The 20,385-nt window shown below is 61.3% G+C and carries 17 protein-coding genes, 1 tRNA gene and 2 pseudogenes; 15 read left to right on the forward strand and 5 right to left on the reverse strand.

Translation table 11 applies throughout. From position 1 onward, the window contains the following. The first annotated feature begins 61 nt into the window (after positions 1 to 61). The 10 genes and pseudogenes from BKP54_RS23700 to BKP54_RS23745 all read left to right on the forward strand — a co-directional run bounded on the left by BKP54_RS23700 (position 62) and on the right by BKP54_RS23745 (position 9,451). Entirely contained in the window at positions 62 to 1,321 is a 1,260-nt protein-coding gene (locus BKP54_RS23700; RefSeq protein WP_025428191.1) for a sugar ABC transporter substrate-binding protein, read from the forward strand. 100 nt (positions 1,322 to 1,421) lie between these two features. Next, positions 1,422 to 2,354 (forward strand): sugar ABC transporter permease, encoded by a 933-nt coding sequence (locus BKP54_RS23705; RefSeq protein WP_025428192.1) that lies wholly within the window; start codon positions 1,422 to 1,424, stop codon positions 2,352 to 2,354. A gap of 4 nt (positions 2,355 to 2,358) precedes the next feature. Continuing rightward, positions 2,359 to 3,192 carry a carbohydrate ABC transporter permease gene (locus BKP54_RS23710; RefSeq protein ID WP_025428193.1) on the forward strand — a complete coding sequence of 278 codons (834 nt, stop codon included), beginning with the start codon at positions 2,359 to 2,361 and terminating at the stop codon, positions 3,190 to 3,192. A 10-nt stretch (positions 3,193 to 3,202) separates the two neighbouring features. Continuing rightward, positions 3,203 to 4,269, forward strand: a pseudogene (gene ugpC, locus BKP54_RS23715) (sn-glycerol-3-phosphate ABC transporter ATP-binding protein UgpC). 214 nt (positions 4,270 to 4,483) lie between these two features. Continuing rightward, positions 4,484 to 4,870, forward strand: coding sequence for a cytochrome c family protein (locus tag BKP54_RS23720; protein WP_025428195.1), 387 nt, complete (start codon positions 4,484 to 4,486; stop codon positions 4,868 to 4,870). A gap of 140 nt (positions 4,871 to 5,010) precedes the next feature. Next, positions 5,011 to 5,853 (forward strand): cytochrome c oxidase subunit II, encoded by an 843-nt coding sequence (locus tag BKP54_RS23725; protein WP_025428196.1) that lies wholly within the window; start codon positions 5,011 to 5,013, stop codon positions 5,851 to 5,853. A gap of 32 nt (positions 5,854 to 5,885) precedes the next feature. After that, positions 5,886 to 7,664 carry a cytochrome c oxidase subunit I gene (ctaD, locus tag BKP54_RS23730; protein WP_025428197.1) on the forward strand — a complete coding sequence of 593 codons (1,779 nt, stop codon included), beginning with the start codon at positions 5,886 to 5,888 and terminating at the stop codon, positions 7,662 to 7,664. Then, entirely contained in the window at positions 7,661 to 8,365 is a 705-nt protein-coding gene (locus BKP54_RS23735) for a cytochrome c oxidase subunit 3 (protein ID WP_025428198.1), read from the forward strand. Before ctaD ends, BKP54_RS23735 begins: the two co-directional genes overlap by 4 nt. Before the next feature lie 9 nt (positions 8,366 to 8,374). Beyond that, positions 8,375 to 9,097, forward strand: coding sequence for a heme-copper oxidase subunit III family protein (locus BKP54_RS23740; RefSeq protein ID WP_025428199.1), 723 nt, complete (start codon positions 8,375 to 8,377; stop codon positions 9,095 to 9,097). A gap of 9 nt (positions 9,098 to 9,106) precedes the next feature. Next, complete coding sequence (locus tag BKP54_RS23745; protein WP_025428200.1) at positions 9,107 to 9,451, forward strand: cytochrome C oxidase subunit IV family protein; 345 nt, start codon at positions 9,107 to 9,109, stop codon at positions 9,449 to 9,451. A gap of 18 nt (positions 9,452 to 9,469) precedes the next feature. Here BKP54_RS23745 and BKP54_RS23750 read toward each other — a convergent pair whose 3' ends face one another. From BKP54_RS23750 to BKP54_RS23760, 3 genes and pseudogenes are all read right to left on the reverse strand, one after another. Then, positions 9,470 to 10,705 carry a hypothetical protein gene (locus BKP54_RS23750; RefSeq protein WP_025428201.1) on the reverse strand — a complete coding sequence of 412 codons (1,236 nt, stop codon included), beginning with the start codon at positions 10,703 to 10,705 and terminating at the stop codon, positions 9,470 to 9,472. A gap of 6 nt (positions 10,706 to 10,711) precedes the next feature. After that, positions 10,712 to 11,644, reverse strand: coding sequence for a DUF2950 domain-containing protein (locus tag BKP54_RS23755; protein ID WP_225906282.1), 933 nt, complete (start codon positions 11,642 to 11,644; stop codon positions 10,712 to 10,714). Between the two features lie 49 nt (positions 11,645 to 11,693). Next, a pseudogene (locus BKP54_RS23760) lies at positions 11,694 to 13,068 on the reverse strand (DUF3300 domain-containing protein). A 414-nt stretch (positions 13,069 to 13,482) separates the two neighbouring features. Here BKP54_RS23760 and BKP54_RS23765 point away from each other — a divergent pair. The 5 genes from BKP54_RS23765 to BKP54_RS23785 all read left to right on the forward strand — a co-directional run bounded on the left by BKP54_RS23765 (position 13,483) and on the right by BKP54_RS23785 (position 19,123). After that, entirely contained in the window at positions 13,483 to 14,565 is a 1,083-nt protein-coding gene (locus BKP54_RS23765; RefSeq protein WP_025428204.1) for a hypothetical protein, read from the forward strand. Between the two features lie 280 nt (positions 14,566 to 14,845). Further along, positions 14,846 to 15,463, forward strand: coding sequence for a hypothetical protein (locus BKP54_RS23770; protein ID WP_025428205.1), 618 nt, complete (start codon positions 14,846 to 14,848; stop codon positions 15,461 to 15,463). Positions 15,464 to 15,564: 101 nt separating this feature from the next. Further along, positions 15,565 to 17,280, forward strand: coding sequence for a type I secretion system permease/ATPase (locus BKP54_RS23775; protein ID WP_025428206.1), 1,716 nt, complete (start codon positions 15,565 to 15,567; stop codon positions 17,278 to 17,280). 15 nt (positions 17,281 to 17,295) lie between these two features. Next, a complete protein-coding gene (locus tag BKP54_RS23780; RefSeq protein WP_025428207.1) occupies positions 17,296 to 18,738 on the forward strand; it encodes an HlyD family type I secretion periplasmic adaptor subunit in 1,443 nt (480 codons plus the stop codon). A gap of 7 nt (positions 18,739 to 18,745) precedes the next feature. Further along, entirely contained in the window at positions 18,746 to 19,123 is a 378-nt protein-coding gene (locus BKP54_RS23785) for a transposase (RefSeq protein WP_128090485.1), read from the forward strand. Between the two features lie 9 nt (positions 19,124 to 19,132). On the opposite strand, the gene BKP54_RS23790 is transcribed toward BKP54_RS23785, so the two are convergent. Both BKP54_RS23790 and BKP54_RS23795 read right to left on the reverse strand, forming a co-directional pair. Continuing rightward, on the reverse strand, positions 19,133 to 19,867 hold the full coding sequence (locus BKP54_RS23790; RefSeq protein WP_025428209.1) for a response regulator transcription factor: 735 nt from the start codon (positions 19,865 to 19,867) through the stop codon (positions 19,133 to 19,135). Positions 19,868 to 20,265: 398 nt separating this feature from the next. Beyond that, positions 20,266 to 20,342: transfer RNA gene (locus tag BKP54_RS23795), tRNA-Met, on the reverse strand. Between the last annotated feature and the right edge of the window lie 43 nt (positions 20,343 to 20,385).

Below are 20,385 nucleotides of genomic sequence, written 5' to 3' on the forward strand. Positions count from 1 at the left end.
CGGGATGCCGCATCCCGCTCATTGCATGTGGATCAACCATCAAAAAACAAAGGGAACAAAAATGAGGAAACTGATTACCGCCACTCTGCTTGCCACCCTGATGGCAGGAAGTGCACTGGCCGATACCAAGCTGAAGCTGGTCGAGGTCATCACCAGCCCCGAGCGCACCGAAACGCTGAAATCGATCGTCGCCAAGTTTGAAGCCGCAAATCCGGGCACCACGGTCGAGATCATCTCACTGCCCTGGGGCGAAGCCTTCCAGAAGTTCGCGACCATGGTTTCGGCCGGCGAGCTGCCCGACGTGATGGAAATGCCCGACACCTGGCTTTCGCTCTATGCCAACAACGGCATGCTTGAAAGCCTCGAGCCCTATCTCGAAAAGTGGGAGCACACGCCGGGCCTGACCGAGCGTACGCTCGAGCTCGGCCGCGACATCAAGAACACCGCCTACATGCTGCCCTACGGCTTCTATCTGCGCGCCATGTTCTACAACAAGAAGCTCTTGTCGGAGGCCGGCGTCAGCGAACCGCCGAAGACCATGGACGATTTCGTCAAGGCATCGGAAGCCGTCTCCAAGCTGCCGGGCAAATCCGGCTACTGCCTGCGCGGCGGTCCTGGTGGCCTCAACGGCTGGGTGATGTTCGGCGCGACCATGGCCGGCAGCAACAAATTCTTCAATGAGGACGGCACGTCGACCATGAACAGCGAAGGCTGGGTCAACGGTCTCACCTGGGTGATCGACCTCTACAAGAAGGGGCTGGCGCCGAAGGACAGCGTCAACTGGGGCTTCAACGAAATCGTCGCCGGCTTCTATAGCGGCACCTGCGCCTTCCTCGACCAGGACCCGGACGCGCTGATCGCCATTGCCGAGCGGATGAAGTCGGAAGATTTCGGCGTCACCACCATGCCGAAGGGACCGAGCGGCAAGGCCTTCACCACCATCGGCTTTGCCGGCTGGTCGATGCTTGCGGCGAGCCAGAACAAGGACCTCTCCTGGAAGCTGATCGAAACGCTCGAAGGGCCCGAAGGCAACATCGAGTGGAACAAGCGCACCGGTGCCTTGCCCGTCCACAAGGCGGCGGAAAAGGATCCGTTCTATGCGAGCCCGCAGTTCAAGGGCTGGTTCGACGAGCTTGCCGACAAGGACGTCGTTTTGACGGTCATGCCGACCTACCTCGAAGAATTCGCCTTCTTCAAGGATTCGCTGGCGATCAAGACGACGCAGGAAGCCCTACTCGGCGACATCACGCCGACGGATCTCGCCAACCAGTGGGCCGAGTACCTCACCAAGGCGCAGCAGAAGCACCTCGCCAAGAAGTGAGCCTTCGACCGGCGGCGGACCTCACCGCCGCCGGTCACTCGATATGTTGAGAACAGGGCACGCCAAAAAACCGGCGGCCGCACAGGGGAAATTTCGACCGATGGCCTATGCCGCCCGCCATGACGGCCTGCCCGCACGCCGGCCGCTGATGAAGCGTATCACCGATGGTGCTGCGCCCTATCTCTATAGCGCGCCGGCGCTGATCCTGATCGTCACCGTCATGCTGGTGCCGTTGGCGCTCGGCGTCTCCTACGCCTTCCGCGATATTCAGCTGCTCAATCCATTCTCCGGCGCCTTCATCGGCCTCGACCACTTCCGGGCGCTGTCGCAGGACCAGGCTTTCTACCGGGCGCTGCGCAACACGCTGTGGTGGACGGGCGCCTCGGTCTTCCTGCAGTTTTTCCTCGGGCTGATCCTCGCTTTGCTGCTCGACAAGCCGTTTTACGGCCGAGGCCTGGCGCAGGCGCTCGTCTTCCTGCCCTGGGCGGTGCCGAGCTTCCTGGCCGGTCTCAACTGGTCCTGGCTGTTCAATCCGGTCGTCGGACCGTTGCCACACTGGTTCTACGCGCTCGGCATCATGAGCGAGCCGTCCAACATCCTTTCCGATCCGCATCTGGCGATGTGGGGGCCGATCATCGCCAATGTCTGGTGGGGCATCCCGTTCTTCGCCATCACCCTGCTTGCCGCCCTCCAGGCGATCCCGCGTGATCTCTATGAAGCCGCCAGCATCGACGGCGCCGGCCCGGTGCAGCGGTTCCTGTCGATCACCCTGCCCTTCCTGGCGCCGACGATCGCCATCACCATTCTCCTGCGCACCGTTTGGATCTCGAATTTCGCCGACCTGATCATCGTCATGACCAATGGCGGTCCGGCCGATCGCACCCAGATCGTCGCCAGCTACATCTTCACCCAGGCCTTCAAGCGGCTCGACTTCGGCTACGCTTCGGCGATCGCGCTGGTGCTTCTGGCACTGCTGCTCGCCTACTCCATGCTGATTGTCATCCTGCGCCAATGGCTGCTGAGCAAGGATTGAGACCATGCGCGCCAAACCCATCCTTCTCGTAGCCGCACATCGACTGGCGATCCTCGCCTATATCGCCTTCGCGCTCTTCCCGCTCTACTGGCTGCTGAAGGTCGCAGTCACGCCCAACGACCTGCTCTACTCCGAAGGCATTCGGATGTGGCCTTCGCGCGCCAGCCTCGAGCATTTCGATTTCGTGCTGCGCCACAGCGCCTTCCCGGTGTTCTTCAAAAACAGCCTGATCGTTTCGGGCTCGACGGCGATCATCGTCACCATCCTTGCCTCGCTCTCGGGATACGCGCTGTCGCGCTTCAACTTCCGCGGAAAGTACTGGCTGGTGGCGCTGATGCTGCTGACGCAGATGTTCCCGCTCGTCATGCTCGTCGCACCGATCTTCAAGATCCTGTCGCCGCTCGGCCTCACCAACAGCCTGACCGGCCTCGTCATCGTCTACACCGCTTTCAACGTGCCGTTTGCCACCTTCCTGATGCAGTCCTTCTTCGACGGTATTCCGAAGGATCTCGAAGAGGCGGCGATGATCGACGGCGCAACCCAGTTCGTGGCCTTCCGCCAGATCATCCTGCCGCTGACGCTTCCGGGCATTGCCGCAACCCTCGGCTTCGTCTTCACCGCTGCCTGGAGCGAGCTTCTGTTTTCGCTGATGCTGATCTCGGGCAACGACCAGGCGACTTTTCCGGTCGGGCTGCTGTCCTTCGTGTCGAAATTCTCGGTCGACTTCGGCCAGATGATGGCCGCCGGCGTGCTGGCGCTGATCCCGGCCTGCCTCTTCTTCCTGCTCATTCAACGCTATCTCGTCCAGGGCCTGACGGCCGGCGCGGTCAAAGGCTGAGGATACCACCATGGCTTCCATCGATATCGCCAACATCCGTAAATCCTACGGCATCCACCCGGTCCTGCACGATGTGGACCTGAAGATCGGCGACGGCGAATTCGTCGTGCTGGTCGGCCCGTCCGGCTGCGGCAAGTCCACCCTGCTGCGCATGATCGCCGGCCTTGAAAGCGTGACGTCAGGCGAAATCCGCATCGCCGGAAAACGCGTCAACGAACTGGCCCCGAAGGACCGCGACATCGCCATGGTGTTCCAGTCCTATGCGCTCTATCCGCATATGTCGGTCGCCAACAACATGAGCTACAGCCTAAGGCTCCGGAAGACGGCCAAGGAAAAGATCGCCAGCGTCGTCTCCGGTGCTGCGTCGAAGCTCGGTCTCGACCCGCTGCTCGAGCGTCGCCCGCGCGCCCTTTCCGGTGGCCAGCGCCAGCGCGTCGCCATGGGCCGCGCCATCGTGCGCGAACCCAAGGCCTTTCTCTTCGACGAGCCGCTGTCAAACCTCGACGCGCGCCTGCGCGAACAGATGCGCGCCGAGATCAAGAAGCTGCACAAGGATCTGGGCGCCACCTCGATCTACGTCACCCACGACCAGATCGAGGCGATGACACTTGCCGACCGGATCGTCGCCATGAACGGCGGTTTCGTGCAGCAGGTCGGCAGCCCGCTCGATCTCTACGACCGTCCGGCAAACCTCTTCGTTGCCGGCTTCATCGGCTCGCCCGGCATGAACTTCTTCGAAGGCACCTACCGAAACGGCGAAGCGCCACGTTTCGAGACTGCGGGCGGCGTAACCATTCCGGCGCAAGTGCATGCGGAACTGATTGACGGGGCCAGCACGACGCTCGGCATTCGGCCGGAACATGTCGAGCTCGGCACCACGGCGCCGGATGCGCTGAAGGCAACGGTCGACCTGGTCGAACCAACCGGCTTCGGCATCATCCTGCATTTGTCCTTCGGCAAGGCCAGCTTCAAGGCCTTTACCAACGACCGCACTTTCCTCAATGCAGCCGGCGAAATCCCGGTACGACTGCGCCCGAGCGACTGCATTTCTTCGACGCCGCCGGCAATCGGGTCTGATTGCCGCGCCGGCCGTAGCGGCTGGCGGAAAGTGACGCGGCGCGAGCGATATCGCCCAAGACCGGAGATTGACATCTTCCGGACGAGGCGTACCGTCATGCCGTCGCAAGTATCAACCGCCCGTGGCGCCCAATTGAGAGAAGCAAGTACCGCCAATACGATGAATTGACGATAGCCTTCCTTGCCCCGCGCCCGGCGATATTGAGGAAGTGTCATGCGAAATTTTGTTGTTGCCCTTGCCTTTTCCACAACGCTGCTCTGTCCCGTCGCCGCCCTCGCGCAAGAGGGCGATGCGGGGGCCGGCGCGACCGTCTTCAAGAAATGCGCCATCTGTCATGTCGCCGACAGCGACACCAACAAGGTCGGTCCTTCGCTCAATCATGTGCTGGGCAGAACAGCCGGCACGCATCCGGACTTCAAGTATTCGCCGGCGATGATCGATGCCGGCAAGGGTGGGCTTGTCTGGGACGAGGCGACGCTGCGCGATTATCTCCACAATCCGAAGGCGAAAGTGAAGGGCACAAAGATGGTCTTTCCCGGCCTGAAGGACGAAGGCGATATCTCCAACCTGCTCGCCTATCTCAAGCAATATTCGCAGTAGACGAAATGGGTTGAGTTGCCGGCAGGCGCTCAACCGAACGGTCAATTGCGAGTATTTTCCGTTCGTGCAATAATTGCATTTAGAACTCTACGGATTGCGTATTCATGCCCACAGCCGCGAGCGGCGAGGAGGGACAAGAAATGGCCGTGGTGGTTATTCTGGTTTTGCTGGCCGCCGGATCGGTGTTGTTCCATTTGTTGAGCCCATGGTGGTGGACGCCGATCGCGTCCAACTGGAACTACATAGACAATACACTCATCATCACCTTCTGGATCACCGGCGTCGTCTTCGTCGCCGTCGTCCTGTTCATGGCCTACTGCGTCCTGCGTTTTCGGCACCGCCCGGGAAACAAGGCGGCCTATGAACCTGAGAACAAGAAGCTCGAAAGCTGGCTTGCCGCCGGCACGACGCTCGGCGTCGCCGCCATGCTGACGCCTGGCCTGTTCGTCTGGCATCAGTTCGTCACCGTTCCCGACGGTGCTAGCGAGGTCGAAATCGTCGGCCAACAATGGTTGTGGAGCTACCGCCTGCCCGGCGTCGACGGCAAGCTCGGCACCTCCGAGACACGCGACGTCTCGCCGGAAAATTCGCTTGGCCTCAACCGCAACGACACGGCCGCCCTGGATGACGTCGTCATAGAAGGCGGCGAGCTGCACCTCGAGATCGGCAAGCCGGTCAAGGTGCTGCTGCGCTCCGTCGATGTGCTGCATGATTTCTACGTGCCGGAGTTCCGCGCCAAGATGGACATGGTGCCCGGCATGGTGACCTATTTCTGGCTGACCCCCACGCGCACCGGCACCTTCGAAGTGCTCTGCGCGGAGCTCTGCGGCGTCGGCCACCCGCAGATGCGCGGTACCGTCGTCGTCGACAGCGCGGAGGACTATCAGACCTGGCTCGCGAGCCAGCAGACCTTTTCGCAGTTGATGGCAGCAGCGCAGACGAAGGAAACGGCACAGGCAGAAAATGCCGCCCCGGCGCGGTAGGAGGCGCCCCGACGGCAATTGGGAGAGTATAGATGGTCGACATCCGGTCAGGCACAGATGGCGCGCTCGGACACGCCGAGGTGGAGGATGTTGAACTCTACCACCCCCACAGTTGGTGGACGCGCTATGTCTTCAGCCAGGACGCCAAGATCATCGCCGTGCAATATGCCTCGACCGCCATCGCCATCGGCATGGTTGCGTTGGTTCTCTCCTGGCTGATGCGCCTGCAGCTTGGCTTTCCCGGCGCCTTCGCCTTCATCGATGCGGAGCGTTACTACCAGTTCATCACCATGCACGGCATGATCATGGTGATCTACCTGCTGACCGCGCTGTTTCTCGGCGGCTTCGGCAACTACCTGATCCCGCTGATGCTCGGCGCACGCGACATGGTGTTTCCCTACGCCAACATGCTGAGCTACTGGCTCTACCTTCTCGCCGTGCTCGTGCTGGTCGCCAGCTTCTTTGCCCCCGGCGGACCGACCGGCGCCGGCTGGACGCTGTATCCGCCGCAAGCCGTGCTTTCAGGCACACCCGGAGGCAAGGACTGGGGCATCGTGCTGATGCTCTCCTCGCTCATCCTTTTCATCATCGGTTTCACCATGGGCGGGCTCAACTATGTGGTGACGGTGCTCCAGGGCCGCGCACGCGGCATGACGCTGATGCGTATGCCGCTGACGATCTGGGGCATCTTCACCGCGACGGTGATGGCGCTGCTCGCCTTCCCCGCCCTCTTCGTCGCCTGCGTCATGATGATGTTCGACCGGGTGCTCGGCACCAGCTTCTTCATGCCGGCGATCGTCGAAATGGGCGAACAGCTGCAGCATGGCGGTGGCAGCCCGATCCTGTTCCAGCATCTCTTCTGGTTCTTCGGCCACCCCGAAGTCTACATCGTCGCCCTTCCCGCGTTCGGCATCGTCTCCGATCTCATCAGTACCCATGCCCGAAAGAACATCTTCGGCTACCGCATGATGGTCTGGGCGATCGTCATCATCGGCGCGCTTTCCTTCGTCGTCTGGGCGCACCACATGTATGTCAGCGGCATGAACCCCTATTTCGGTTTCTTCTTCGCCACAACCACGCTGATCATTGCCGTGCCGACCGCGCTCAAGGTCTACAACTGGGTGCTGACGCTGTGGCGCGGCGATATCCATCTCAACCTGCCGATGCTGTTTGCGCTCGGTTTCATCGTTACCTTCGTCAATGGCGGGCTGACCGGCCTCTTCCTCGGCAACGTCGTCGTCGACGTGCCGCTTTCCGATACGATGTTCGTCGTTGCCCATTTCCACATGGTCATGGGTGTCGCGCCGATCCTCGTCATCTTCGGCGCCATCTATCACTGGTATCCGAAGGTCACCGGCCGCATGCTCAACGAGGCGATGGGCCAGCTTCATTTCTGGGTCACCTTCGTCGGCGCATACCTCATCTTCTTCCCGATGCACTATCTCGGCCTGATCGGCGTGCCCCGGCGCTACTACGAGATGGGCGAAACCGCCTTTGTCCCGGCCTCGGCCCACACGCTCAACGAGTTCATCACCATCGTTGCGCTCATCGTCGGCGCGGCGCAGATCGTCTTCCTCTTCAATCTCGTCTGGAGCATTCGCCACGGCCGCGAGGCCGGCGGCAATCCATGGCGGGCAACGACGCTCGAATGGCAGACGCCGGAAACGCCGCCACGCCATGGCAACTGGGGCAAGGATCTGCCGGTGGTCTATCGCTGGGCCTATGACTATAGCGTGCCCGGCGCACCGGAGGATTTCATCCCACAGAACCAGCCCGGCCCCGACAACCTGACGCGGGAGACCGCGACATGAGCGTGACACTGATCTTCCTCGCCGTCATCGCGGCGATCGCGGGATGGTGGCTGTCGCAGCAGCGGATGATGTCGAAGCCCTGGCTGGAGGTCGGCCACCACCACGACCCGCGCCCGCAGGGCCGCCACCCGATCGAACCGGCCAAAATTGGCCTCGGCGTCTTTCTCGCCGTCGTCGGCGCGCTGTTCACCCTGTTCATCAGCGCCTACTTCATGCGCATGGCATCGACCGACTGGTGGTCGACGCCGATGCCGACGCTCCTATGGCTGAACACGGCGGTGCTCGCTGCCGGAAGCCTGATGCTTCATGCCGCCAAGGTATCGGCCGAACGCCACCGTGACGAAGCAAGCCGCACGGCGCTCATCGCCGCCCTTACCTTGGGCCTCGGCTTCCTCGTCGGCCAGGTCTTCGCCTGGCGCGAGCTCACCGATGCCGGATACCTCCTCACCGGCAATGCGGCCAACAGCTTCTTCTACATGATCACCGGCATGCACGGCCTGCACATCGTCGGCGGCCTGATCGCGCTTGCCCGCACCATTCTCGCCACGCGCAAGGGGCCGATCGATGAAAGGGCGACCCTGTCAATCACGCTCTGCGCCACCTACTGGCATTTCATGCTCGCTGTCTGGCTCGTGCTGTTTGCGCTGTTTTCCGGCTGGGCCAACGACTTCATCGACCTCTGCCGGCAAATCTTGACCTAGGAGCCGCCCATGTCCGCGCCGACACATGCACCTGTCACAGAGCCCTTGCCCCGGCCTTCGGGTCTCGCCGGCTTTGCCGCCGATTGGGCATCGGATCAGCGCGCCTTCAAGAATGTCTCCTGGGGAAAGGCCATGATGTGGATCTTTCTCCTGAGCGATACCTTCGTCTTCGGCTGCTTCCTCGTCGCCTACATGTCGGCGCGCATGTCGACCGCGGTCCCCTGGCCGAACCCGAGCGAGGTCTTCGCGCTGCATATCGGCGGTTCGGACGTCCCCCTGATCCTGATCGCCATCATGACCTTCGTGCTGATTTCATCGAGCGGCACCATGGCCATGGCGGTCAACTTCGGCTATCGCCACGACCGGCGCAAGACGGCGATCCTGATGATGCTGACGGCACTCTTCGGCGCCACGTTCGTCGGCATGCAGGCCTTCGAATGGACCAAGCTGATCTCCGAAGGCGTTCGGCCCTGGGGCAACCCGTGGGGTGCGCCGCAGTTCGGCTCCACCTTCTTCATGATCACCGGCTTCCACGGAACGCACGTGACGATCGGCGTCATCTTCCTCTTGATCATCGCGCGCAAGGTCTGGCGCGGCGACTTCGAAACCGGCAAGCGCGGCTTTTTCACCAGCCGCAAGGGGCAATACGAGATCGTCGAAATCACCGGCCTTTACTGGCACTTCGTGGACCTCGTCTGGGTCTTCATCTTCGCATTCTTCTATCTCTGGTGAGGAACAGCCATGACTGACGCACCGGCACATATCGCGGTCAAAGAGCACCAACAGCACCCGATCGGTCTCTATCTGCTGGTCTGGGGCCTACTTTTCGTGCTCAGCACCTTCTCTTACCTGGTCGATTACGTCGGCCTGCAGGGCTATCTCAGATGGTCGCTGATCCTCATCTTCATGATGCTCAAGGCGGGGCTCATCGTTGCCGTCTTCATGCATATGGCCTGGGAACGTCTGGCGTTGATCTACGCGATCCTGCTGCCGCCGCTTCTGGTACTGGTCTTCGTCGCGCTGATGGTATCGGAATCGCACTACGTGCTCTTCAGCCGCCTCACCTTCTTTGGTGCCGCGCCATGACCGGGAAGTTTGCACCGCTCAGAGCAACAGCAACTTCTTGAGGACGGAGAACACTTCCTTATAGGGAAGAATGGTGACGCCGGCAGCGGCGATCGGCAGGAGGGCAGCTGCCGCCACCGGCACGACTGCCGTGCGGCTCAACAGCATCGCCGACAGCTTGCGCGTCGTTTCAAACTGTTTCGTCGGGTCGGCGATGTCATCGGCCTGCTGCTGAACCTCGTCGGTGCTTGCCGCCACCACATTGGTGCCCAGTATCTTCCGCTCGTTTGAGCGGTGATAGCGGGTCGCCTGCGTCCCCAGCATCAACAGGCTGCGCTCCTTCAACTGTCCAAGCGGCTTCGAGAAAGCCGACAGCGGGTAGGCAAAGAGCGCCAGCACGATCACCAGCCAGCCGGTTGCGATCGTGCTGAAGGTGGTGGTTGTCAGGCTTTCCTGCAGCAGATGCTTGGCGATCGCAGCACCTATCGCGGCACTGATACCGAAGATGAAGAGAACATAGGCGTTGGGATAGCTCGCAAGAAAAGAGAGCCCGCCATTGCCGTCTGGATGCGTCGCGACAAGCCGAAGTTCCAGTCGAGCGATCCGGCGCAGAAGCTGCGCCCAGACGAGGTGTCGCCACAGCCCGCGCAGCAACAGGAACACGAACAGCGGCTGGCTGACGACGATCGTCCACCAGCCGGCCGCCGTGATCCGCCGCCCCTCCGCGGAGACGTCGACCGCCCAGGATGCGACACCCGACGTGCGCATGTTGAGGTAGGCAAAGATGGCGGCAAGAAGCGCCAAGCCAAGACAGACCGCCTCCGCTAGCCGCGAGTCGCGGCGGGCAAGCGCAACCGTCACGGCGTCGCCAAATGCCTGCACCGAGCCCGGCGCGACGATCGGCGCCTTCAGGAACTGCCCGAGCTTGATGTGCAATCCGCGCTCGACCTGCTGTTCGGCCAGCACAAACGCGCCGACGCCGATGGCAAACCGGCCCCAGACGCCCAGATCACCGAGATAGGAGCCTGGCGCGTCGACGGAAAGAAAGCTGCGCGGCAGCCCAAGCAGCAACGGCACCAACCAGGCAAGCGCTACGAACAACAGCGCGCGCCTTCCGGTCTTCAGCGCATGTTCGCGTAGTAACCCGAGCCGGCGTTGCAATTCGAAAAACGGCCCGCCATGCGCGGCGAGATACTCGCCCGGCGAAAGATCGCGGCGCGGCGATGTTGCCGTTCCCTGTTCGGCGCTCTTGCGAACCTTTTCTTCAATACTCAATGGCGCTCAATCCTCGGTGATGGTCCAGTTGTCGTTGGGATTGAACTGCTTGATATCGCGCGCCATCGCAGCGGTGTCCGCGCCGAGATCCGCCTGATAGACGATGCCGTTCCGGTTGACGACAAAGGTATGAACGCCGGTCTCACCGTATTTCACCGGCCAGGCCACCAGCCCAAACCCTGCGATCATGTTGCCGTTGATGACATAATCGTAGGAGCCGCCGGCGATGTTTCCGCCCTGCCGCGTCAGGATCTTGAAGCGGTAGCCATAATAGCCTTCGTCGGCCTTGGCCTTGTCCAATTGAGCCTGCGAAAGATCGCCTGCAGGGCTGTCACCATCCCCCTGCTCTGCCGGCCAGTAGAGGCCATCGGTCTTGCCTTCGCTCGAAATCAGCTTCTGGGCATATTCGAACACGCCATCGCCGTCGTGATCTTCTTGAGTGTATTCTTCCTGCGCGTCCACATAGGCTCGCGCCGTGTTGATCGCCTCAAGCTCATTCTCACCAACGCGGCGATTGATGATCTCTTCGATCCCGGCATAGGTGTCGAACGCCCACTTGCCGTCTTCCCCCTTGACGATCGGGAAGGGCAAGGGCCAGAGCTGATCGCCGATCTCGACAATCTTGTTTTCGCCCGCGTCGGTCAGGATCACCTTTTTGGCGGCACCCGCCTTGATCTGTTCGTAGGTGTTCATCACACCTTCGCCTGTTTTCAGCTTTTCGGCATCAAGGCCCAGCAGCGCGGCAAGTTTGCCGAAATCGCTCGAACTCATTGCATCCTTGAAGGCTGAAGCCGCCTTGTCCGAATCGTCGAAGGTGGGAGGATCGGTCTGCGAGATATAGTCTGCAAGTTCGGCCGGCTGGCTCTCTGCCGCCAACGTCGCTCCGGCGTAGCCCGACAGGCCGAGCAGCAGCAGCCCGACACCCGAACGGAAAATCATGCTCTGACGATGATACCTGGTCATGACCATACCCTCCTGTTTCTCGCGCTCAACCACGACGTCCGCCACCACCGCGTCCACCGCCACCACCATGGCGAGCCCCACCGCCGCCGCCGTGTCCAACGGACCGATGCGGCACGCCCCCCACTGCGGGCGCCGCCACCCATCGCCTGGCCGCCGCGCCGCGATTGCACTTGCGTCACCTTGCCCGGCCGCACTTCGCCCAGACCTGATGGCTTGCGCGGACGATTGTCGGCTTTTCCTGCCGGACGCGGCTTGCTCGCCGGTCGGTTGGCCTTGCCGCCGGAACCGCCGCCGGGTTTCGAGATGTTCCCGGGCCGCTGCGCCGCCGCGGATCCAGCGTTCGGCCTTGCATTAGCCGGCCGGTTCTTCGCACCATCGATCTTGTTGCTGCGAACATCCTTCAGATCCTTGAAGGAGCCCGTGTCTACCTTCTGGCGCAGGTTGGCACTCGCATCGCTTCTGGTGATCTTGGCCTTGTCGCGGATGTTGTTATTGCCGTTGGCTTCGATGCTGTTCTTCATGTTCGAACGGTCGAACTTGGCGAACTGGTCCTTGTCGATATTGATCTTGCTGCGGTCGACATTCTTCCAGTCGATGTCGTTGAACTTGACCTTGCCGTTGATATCGACGTTGTTGAAGCACTTGTTGCAGTCGACGTCGATGTCGCCATTGTAGCGCCCACCCCAAACACCCCAGTCGTCCCAATCGACCATCGCACCGAACACCGCGCCGGTGACCACACCGGCAAAGAACGTCGCCGTTGGATAGTAGTAGTTCGGATAGGGCTCGGGATAGTAGGACAACGGTTGGGGCGCATAGTTTGGCGCGTAGAGCATCTCCGGCTCGTATTGCGGCACATAGATCTTTTCCGGATTGGCCGCCTGAATGATGACGTTGTCGTTCTCCTGAACGACCTTCATCTTGTCGTCGGTCTTGAGCACGCCTGAAGCGACCGCCTTGTCGCGCAGCTGCTGAATGGCGATCAGCACATCCTTTTGCTGGTAGGCCATTGCATCGGAAAGGGACTGCGTCCAATCGATATCCTCGCTCATCATCTTGACGATATCGGGATAGTTCAGAAGTGAAATGACGCTGCCATCCCACGTGTCCTTGGGCTTCAGGTCCTTGTTCTTCTTGAGGTTATCAAGATAACGCTCAGCTTCGACGATCTGCAGCGGAAAGAGCGAAGCCGACGCGATGAGCGCGACCAGTTCGTCTGGATAAAGCGCGATGCGGGCGACAAGGATTTCGAGCTCTTCTTCGCTGAGCGGCTCCGGCGTGTCCGCGTCGGCCTGCTGGGCAGCCGAAGGATCGGTGGCCGCCTGCTCCTGCGCAAAGGCGCTAAAGTTGTAAGTGTAGGGCTCCGGTATCAACAAACACGCAGTCGCCAGGAAGCAGATCGATCGATGCAAACGGATGACACTCTTCACTGCCATTTCCCCTCCCCGTTCGGACGCACTGTTGCGTCACCTGTCTTGCCTGCTGGTGCGTGGGTTTCTATCTGCCTGTCTGCTGGTCTCATATGTTGGCAGCGCATCGGCCGCCGCAAGTGTTGGTTGACACTATTGCATACGCTCTCTCTTTTTCAATGCACAAATGATGACCACACGACGGTACACACCATAGGTTGTGCCAAGTTGGCGCAACGAGCCTGCCGCCCTACGCCCAAACGGCCGGGTCCTGCCCAATTGGATGTAGACGAATTGCAGGCTCTTCTTTTCCAGCATCTGGCTTCAGAATAGCGGTTTAATGCGGACCCATGTCCTGCGCGATATCGCAGGGCCTGGGCTGAACCGTGGATTGGAGAAACGGCAATGACGGAAAATCGTCCCTTGTCGGAAGCGGCGCCGAATGCGAACACCAATCAGAACACGGTCGCGACCGCTGCCGGCGGGCATCTCGCGTTGGTCCCCACCTGGCTTCCCCTCGATCTCGTTCCGGATCCGGACCACAATTCGGCCGGTGCCGGGGGTAATGGAACCAGCATCGGTACCCTCGACAGCAATACGCTCGCCGTTTTCATGCCCTCCAACGCTGCTATCACCGGCCCGCATTCGGCCGCGGATGCGCAGCAGGGCAATGACGCCCTGATCAACCAGCACGCCACCGAAATGGCCGGCATGGGAGGCGACGGCGGCAGCGGCAATCTTGCGGGCAGCGGCGGCGGCAATGCCGGCGGCGGTGGCCACGGCACCTTCATCGGCAGCCTGGTCAGCACGGATGTGGGGGTATTTGCCCCGGTGAATACCGCCGTTGCGGCAGGGCCGGGATCGACGGCGACGGCCAATCAGGCCAACAACGCGGCAATGCTGCAAGGCGCCACCCAGATCGGCGGCATCGGCGGATCGGGCGGCGACCACAACATTGCCGGCGGCGGCACATCCGCCAACCATGGGACATCCATCACCTTCACCGGCGACAACTTCGCCGGACACGGCGGTGACGGCACCTTCATCGGCAGCATGATCGATGTGAACGTGGCGGTGTTTTCGCCGATCAACATCGCCATCGGTGCGGCCGGCGGAGCCGCCTCGGCTCACCAGACCAACAACGCCATCTTCGATCAGGGCGGCGTGCAGATCGCCGGTATCGGCGGTGCCGGCGGTGGCTTCAACCTGTCGTCCGACACGATCTTCACCGGCGACCAGATGGCTGGCGGTGGTGGGTCCGGTTACTCGAACGGCAGCATGGTCGATGTCAGCATTGGTTATTTCCACCCGATCAACATTGCGGTACCGGCCGGTGGCACGGCCGATGCCCAGCAGCTTGATCACGTGCTCTTCGACCAGCACGCGCTACAGATGGCTGGCGTCGGTGGTCTTGGCGGTGAGGGCAATCTGTCGGATGCCCATTCGGCGCTCGTGGACGATATCCTCAGCCTTGTCGATGGAATCTGAAGTCGGACAGCTCGCACAGTCCGTTTCGAACCTGACCCGGCACGAATGTCAAAACGCACCCGCAGTCGGGTGCGTTTGTCTGTCGCCGATACCACGCACTCCCGCATGGCAAGCCAGCGCCCCATACCCCGCCCAAAGGGACGTCACCGAATATCCAGCTAGTTCGCACGCTCGATAGCGCTCACCATTCAATCGCGGTTACCCCGTCTGCCAAACGGTATCGCTGGCACCGAACCGCTTAAGAGAACACGGGGGTCACGATACTTAGAGGAGCAACGCTATGCCTATTCCGCAAGCATCTGACACGATCAACCTCACCGACTCCAATGCTGGCGATGCAAGCGCCGGCAACGGCGGCGACGGCTTCAACTATGGTGATATTCACTACAATCCGGTCGCCTATGTCGCCAATTCACAAACGGTAGAAGGTGCCTACACCAAGCTCTACAACGGCGATCATGTCTGGCAGGACGCCGGATGGGGAACCGGTGACGGCGGCGACGGTGGACTTGCCCAGGCACGGGACGGCCTGTTGGCCGTGCTGACCAACAACGGCTCGGGCGGCGCCGGCGGCGACGCCTATTCCAATGGCGATCAAGGCAACACCAGCGGTGGCAATGTTGCAGCGGTTGCTGCAGACACAACGGCAACGCAGAACACCCAGTTCCTGGCCGACCAGCATGCAACCATTCTCGCCGGCGTCGGCGGCAATGGCGGCAATGGCAACCTTGCACAGGGCGGCGATATCTCCTCGGCCTTGGTTCACACCAATCCGTTCACGGAAACCAACACGTCAACGGACATAGACACCACGACCGAAACCACATCGGTCTCGAACGCGCTCGACCATTTCATCAACGCATTCGGATCGATCGACCTCAACGACATCGGTTCGTGAATTTTTCATGAGGATCGCCGGTTTCGGCCGACGATCCTCATCCTTGCATGCGTCTTGCCAAGCCCTTGCCTTGTCAGAATCGATTGCACCGAGATCTGATAATGACAGCCAATTCGACACCCACGCCGCGCGAACCAACGCATCTGGTCATGGCCCTCAGGGCCTGCGCCAGCGCCTTTGGCCTGGTCTTCCTCTATAGCTGCGGCTACAATCTCTTTCTGCTCACCCCCTCCATCTATCTGCTGCAGATCTACGATCGCGTGCTGTCGAGCCGCAGCGCCGATACGCTGGTGATGCTGACGCTGATCGTTGCGGTCGCCGTGGTGGTCGGATCGCTCCTGGATATCGTTCGCCGCGCCGCCCTGTCGCGCATCGGCAGTTGGCTTGATCACCGGTTGCGCCCGGTGGTTCTCACGGCCTCCTTCGAATATGGCGCCCGTACCAGCACCGCAGTTGCGACCGATTGCTACAAGGACCTGTCGACGCTCAGGCAGTTTCTGGATTCGCCGGCAAGTTCGCTGCTCTTCGACGTTCCCTGGGCGCCCGTGTTCCTGCTGCTGCTGTTTCTCGTCCATCCGCTGCTCGGAGTGATCGGCGTGCTGAGCGCCGTCTCGCTGCTGCTCCTGGCCGTCCTCACCGAACTGGCGACCCGACGTCCGCTCACCCACGCCAACCGCGCCCTTGCGCGCAGCTACGTGCGCTTTGCGACCGCGCTCAAATACATCCAGGTTATCCGTGCGATGGGCATGCAGGACGGCGCCGCGCAGATCGTCTACCGCGACGCCGAAGCGGCCAGGAAGGCACAGGATGCCGCGATGCAGCGCACCGAGATCATTCTTGGCCTGTCAAAATCCGTGCGTACGCTCACGCAGATCCTGATGATGGGTGCTGCCACCTGGCTGGTGCTCGAGGAAAACAGCAGTCCGGGCATCATCTTCGTTGCCAGCCTGCTGCTCGGCCGCGGCCTTGCCCCGGTCGAAGGGGCGATCGGTGCCTGGCGCTCCTTTGCTTTTGCCCGCAGCGCCTTCGAACGGCTCAATCAGATGCTGATTGCGGTCGCCGCTGACAGCGACGCGCGCATGGTTCCCGTGCCGGAACCGAGCGGCCTTATCCTCGACAGTGTCGGCTACACCCTGCCCTATGCCGATCGCCAGATATTGCGGGGCGTAACCCTGCGCCTGGCGCCGGGCGACTGCGTCGCCCTGATCGGACCATCGGGATCGGGAAAGTCGACGCTCGGCCGGATCATGGCAGGCGTCGAGCCGGCCACGAGCGGATGTGCACTTCTCGGCGGCGTCGATATCTCCGCCCTGCGGCTTTGCGCGGGCACACGCCATGTCGGTTACCTGCCGCAGGACATCGAGCTCTTCGGCGGCGCCGTCAAGGATGTCATTGGCCGGCTGGACGGATCCAACCCCGGCAAGGCGATCGAGGCGGCCAAGCTCGTCGGCTTGCATGAAACGATCATGCGACTGCCCAAGGGCTACGACACCGATATCGGCGAAGGCGGCGGCCTGCTCCTGCGGGCGCAGCGCCAGCAGCTTGGTTTGGCACGCGCCGCCTACGGCAATCCGTCGCTGGTGGTGCTCGATGATCCCAATTCGAGCCTCGACTACGACGGCGAGCGCAAGCTGTTCACCGCCATATCGCGGATGAGGTCGCGCGGCATGATCGTCGTCGTCATCACCCATCGCATGGGAATTCTGCCTGTCACCAACAAGATCGCCATCCTGCGCAACGGCACGGTCGACGCCTTCGGCGACAGCGAACAGATTTTTGAAACTCATCTTCAACCGCCGGCGCGGACCGGAACATAGGAGGGGGATCGCACAATGCTCCCCGCACAGATCGACCGGCCTCCATCACGATCCGCTGTTGCAAGCAGCGCGGCCAATCATCTGGCAAAGGCGCAAGGTCAAATCGGCAAATTGCTTACCTATGCGCCGACCGACGGCCTCGTGCCGATCGAACTCGCCGCCGCCTCGCCGATGTCGCGGCTTCGCTCCGTCGCCAGGACCGGCAATCTGCTCATCGGCTTTTTCGTCGTCGGCCTCGGCACCTGGTCGGCATTGGCACCGCTTACCAGCGCGGCAGTCGCCTCGGGGGTCGTCGAACCGGAATCCAGCCGCAAAACCATCCAACATCTCGAAGGCGGCATCATCAGGCAGATCCGCATCAAGAACGGAGATACCGTTACCTCCGGCCAGATCCTGATCGACCTGGACGACACCAAATTCCGCTCGGAGCGGGACAGCCTGAAGGGGCAGCTCTGGGATGCGGAGGCAAGGCATGCGCGTTTGCTTGCCGAGCAGGACGATGCCGACAGCATAACCTACCCGCCCGAAATGCTGGCCGCCATGGTCGACAATCCCGCGATCAACGCGATCGTCACCGGTCAGCAGCGGATTTTCGAAACCCGCCGCCAGGTCATGCGCGCCGAAATTGCGATCACTGAAGAAAAGATGAAACAGGTGCAGCAGGAGGTCGCCGGTCTCACCGCACAGAAGGCGGCTCTGAGCGAACGTGTCGAAATCTCCAGACAGGAGTTGGAGAGCGTCACGACGTTGACCAAGAAGGGGCTGGAAAAGAAGAGCCGTGTCCTCAATCTGCAACGGGAAAAGGCCGATATCAGCGGGCGGGTCGGCGAAAGCGCCGCCCAGATCTCCCGTGCCTATCAAGTGATCAGCGAAGCCCAGGCCTATCTCGTCAAGCTTCGAAGCGATCGCCTGAACGAGGTGGCGCAAACCATGCGCGAAACGGAAACGCAGATCCTGCAACTGAGCGAAAGGCTGCGTGCGATCGACGACCAGCTTGCGCGAACTGCGATCAGGGCGCCTGAGGACGGCGTGATCATGGACTTGCGGGTCCATACAACCGGCGGCGTTATCGGCGCCGGTGAACCGCTTGTCGATCTCGTTCCACGCAAAGGCCGCCTGATCGTCACCGCCCGCGTCCGGCCAGAGGACATCAATCTCGTGCATCCCGGCCTCACGGCGCAGGTGCATCTGCTCCCCTACAACCAGCGTCGGGTCCCGCTGCTGAAAGGTCAGGTCGAATATGTCTCGGCGGACCGTCTGGTCGACAAGCAGACCGGCCAATCCTACTACGCCGCGACGATCCATGTCGTTGATGAACGATTGGCCACGATGAGCGAGGTCGAGTTGGTCGCGGGCATGCCGGCCCAAACCCTGATCGAAACGGGTACGAACAGCGTGGCGCTCTATGCATTGAGACCACTGCTTGACAGTTTCAACAGAGCATTTCGTGAGGACTGACACAGCCTTGGCCGGTGGCTCCGTGCACGGTGCAAATGAAGGTGCGGCTCCGTTGTTGCCGACGCACCCCACTCTTGGCTCGCGGGCACCCCTGATCCGGCCGAAGGATACGATAATGGGCAAACGAAAATTCGACGACGACGAAATCATGGGTATTCTGAGGGAACATCGGACCGGCGCGACGGTAGCGGAAGTTTGCCACCGCCATGGCATCAGCGAGCCGACCTTCTACCGCTGGCAATCCTCACAGCTTCGAACCGTCGGCTTCGACGTTGGGCGCATACGCGCGCTGGAGCTGGAAAACCAGAAGCTGAAAAAACTGCTGGCCGAAGCCATGTTGACGGCCGCGACACTGAGCGAGATGCTAGCGAAAGCCTCGAAATAACGATAGCGACTATGGTATCGCCAATCCGTTGCGCGGCGATGCCCTGCCGCCCAGTCGGGCAACGACCTCCGTGCGGTTCTGAACCTGCAGCTTCCGCATGATGTGCTGGAGGTGCATCTTCACGGTATGCCCCGAGAGGTTCAGCTTGCCGGCGATAACCTTGTTGGACGAGCCGCATTGCAACTCAGCCAGAACATCGGTTTCCCGCGGCGTGAAGTCGGCATGAAGGAGATCGTCGCGGCGCGGCCGCCTGGCGGGGTCAGCCTCTTCAGGCCTCAAATGCAGCGCTGTCCCATCGCCAAAGGTCCCCAGCGGATGCGGACAGAACACACCGCCCGCCAGCACCAACCTGAGGCCCGCAAGAGCGATTTCGATTGGCAGCGACGTTGTGAAGAAGCCGCGGATGCCCATCTGCAGCGCCTGCGTTGCCATCGAGATATCGTCCGTATCCGACAGCAAGGCGATCGGCGCATCGGAGAAACGCTCGGAGATGGCCGCAAGATCGGAACGCAGACTGCTGCTTCCGACGTCCCTCCCCGCCAGATCCAGCGTAATCAGACGGATGTCCATACCGAGTGCCCTGTCCAGGCTCGCGGTCGAGATCATGTCGATGAAGGTCCACCCCGCCAGTTCGCGCTCCAGCAGCGTGACAATGGCAGTGCGGGCGAGAGTATGCGGTTCGACGACGATACCGGTGGGTGCATTGCGCCCTTTGCGGCGCAGCGTTCCTGAACTGATGGACACGAGCCGACCCCCAGGATGTTTGCAACCTCTAAGGTCAGCATACTATGCCCGAACATGCATCATGTCATGAGAAAATGGGGATTAATCCGATCGGACCAGTCCCGGCAAACCGTTGACAACATACGGTTTTTTTAAGCGCACTCACTGGCGTTGGGCGCTGTAACATATCTTGAGTAGTAAAATACACCCAGTTCGTTGCGACGATGATCGAAAGCCTATCATCGCAGCGGTCACAATTTTGCAACCGAGTTCGGCGAGATACCGCTCTCGTTTTGTCAAAATGGACGCTGAACCGGTTGCCGTTCCGGCGATACCTTCCGCCTGATCATCGCTTTGGAGTTGGTCCCAGAACGCCAAAAAGCCCGCCGGATTTACCTGGCGGGCTTTTTTTTTTGATTTGGTTGCGGGGGCAGGATTTGAACCTGCGGCCTTCAGGTTATGAGCCTGACGAGCTACCGGGCTGCTCCACCCCGCGCCATCTCGGTAAACCGCTATGCGGTTTATCCGGTGCGTAAACC

This window comes from Ensifer sp. 1H6, from assembly GCF_001976035.1.
In the GTDB taxonomy this organism is placed as follows: Bacteria; Pseudomonadota; Alphaproteobacteria; order Rhizobiales; family Rhizobiaceae; genus Ensifer; species Ensifer canadensis.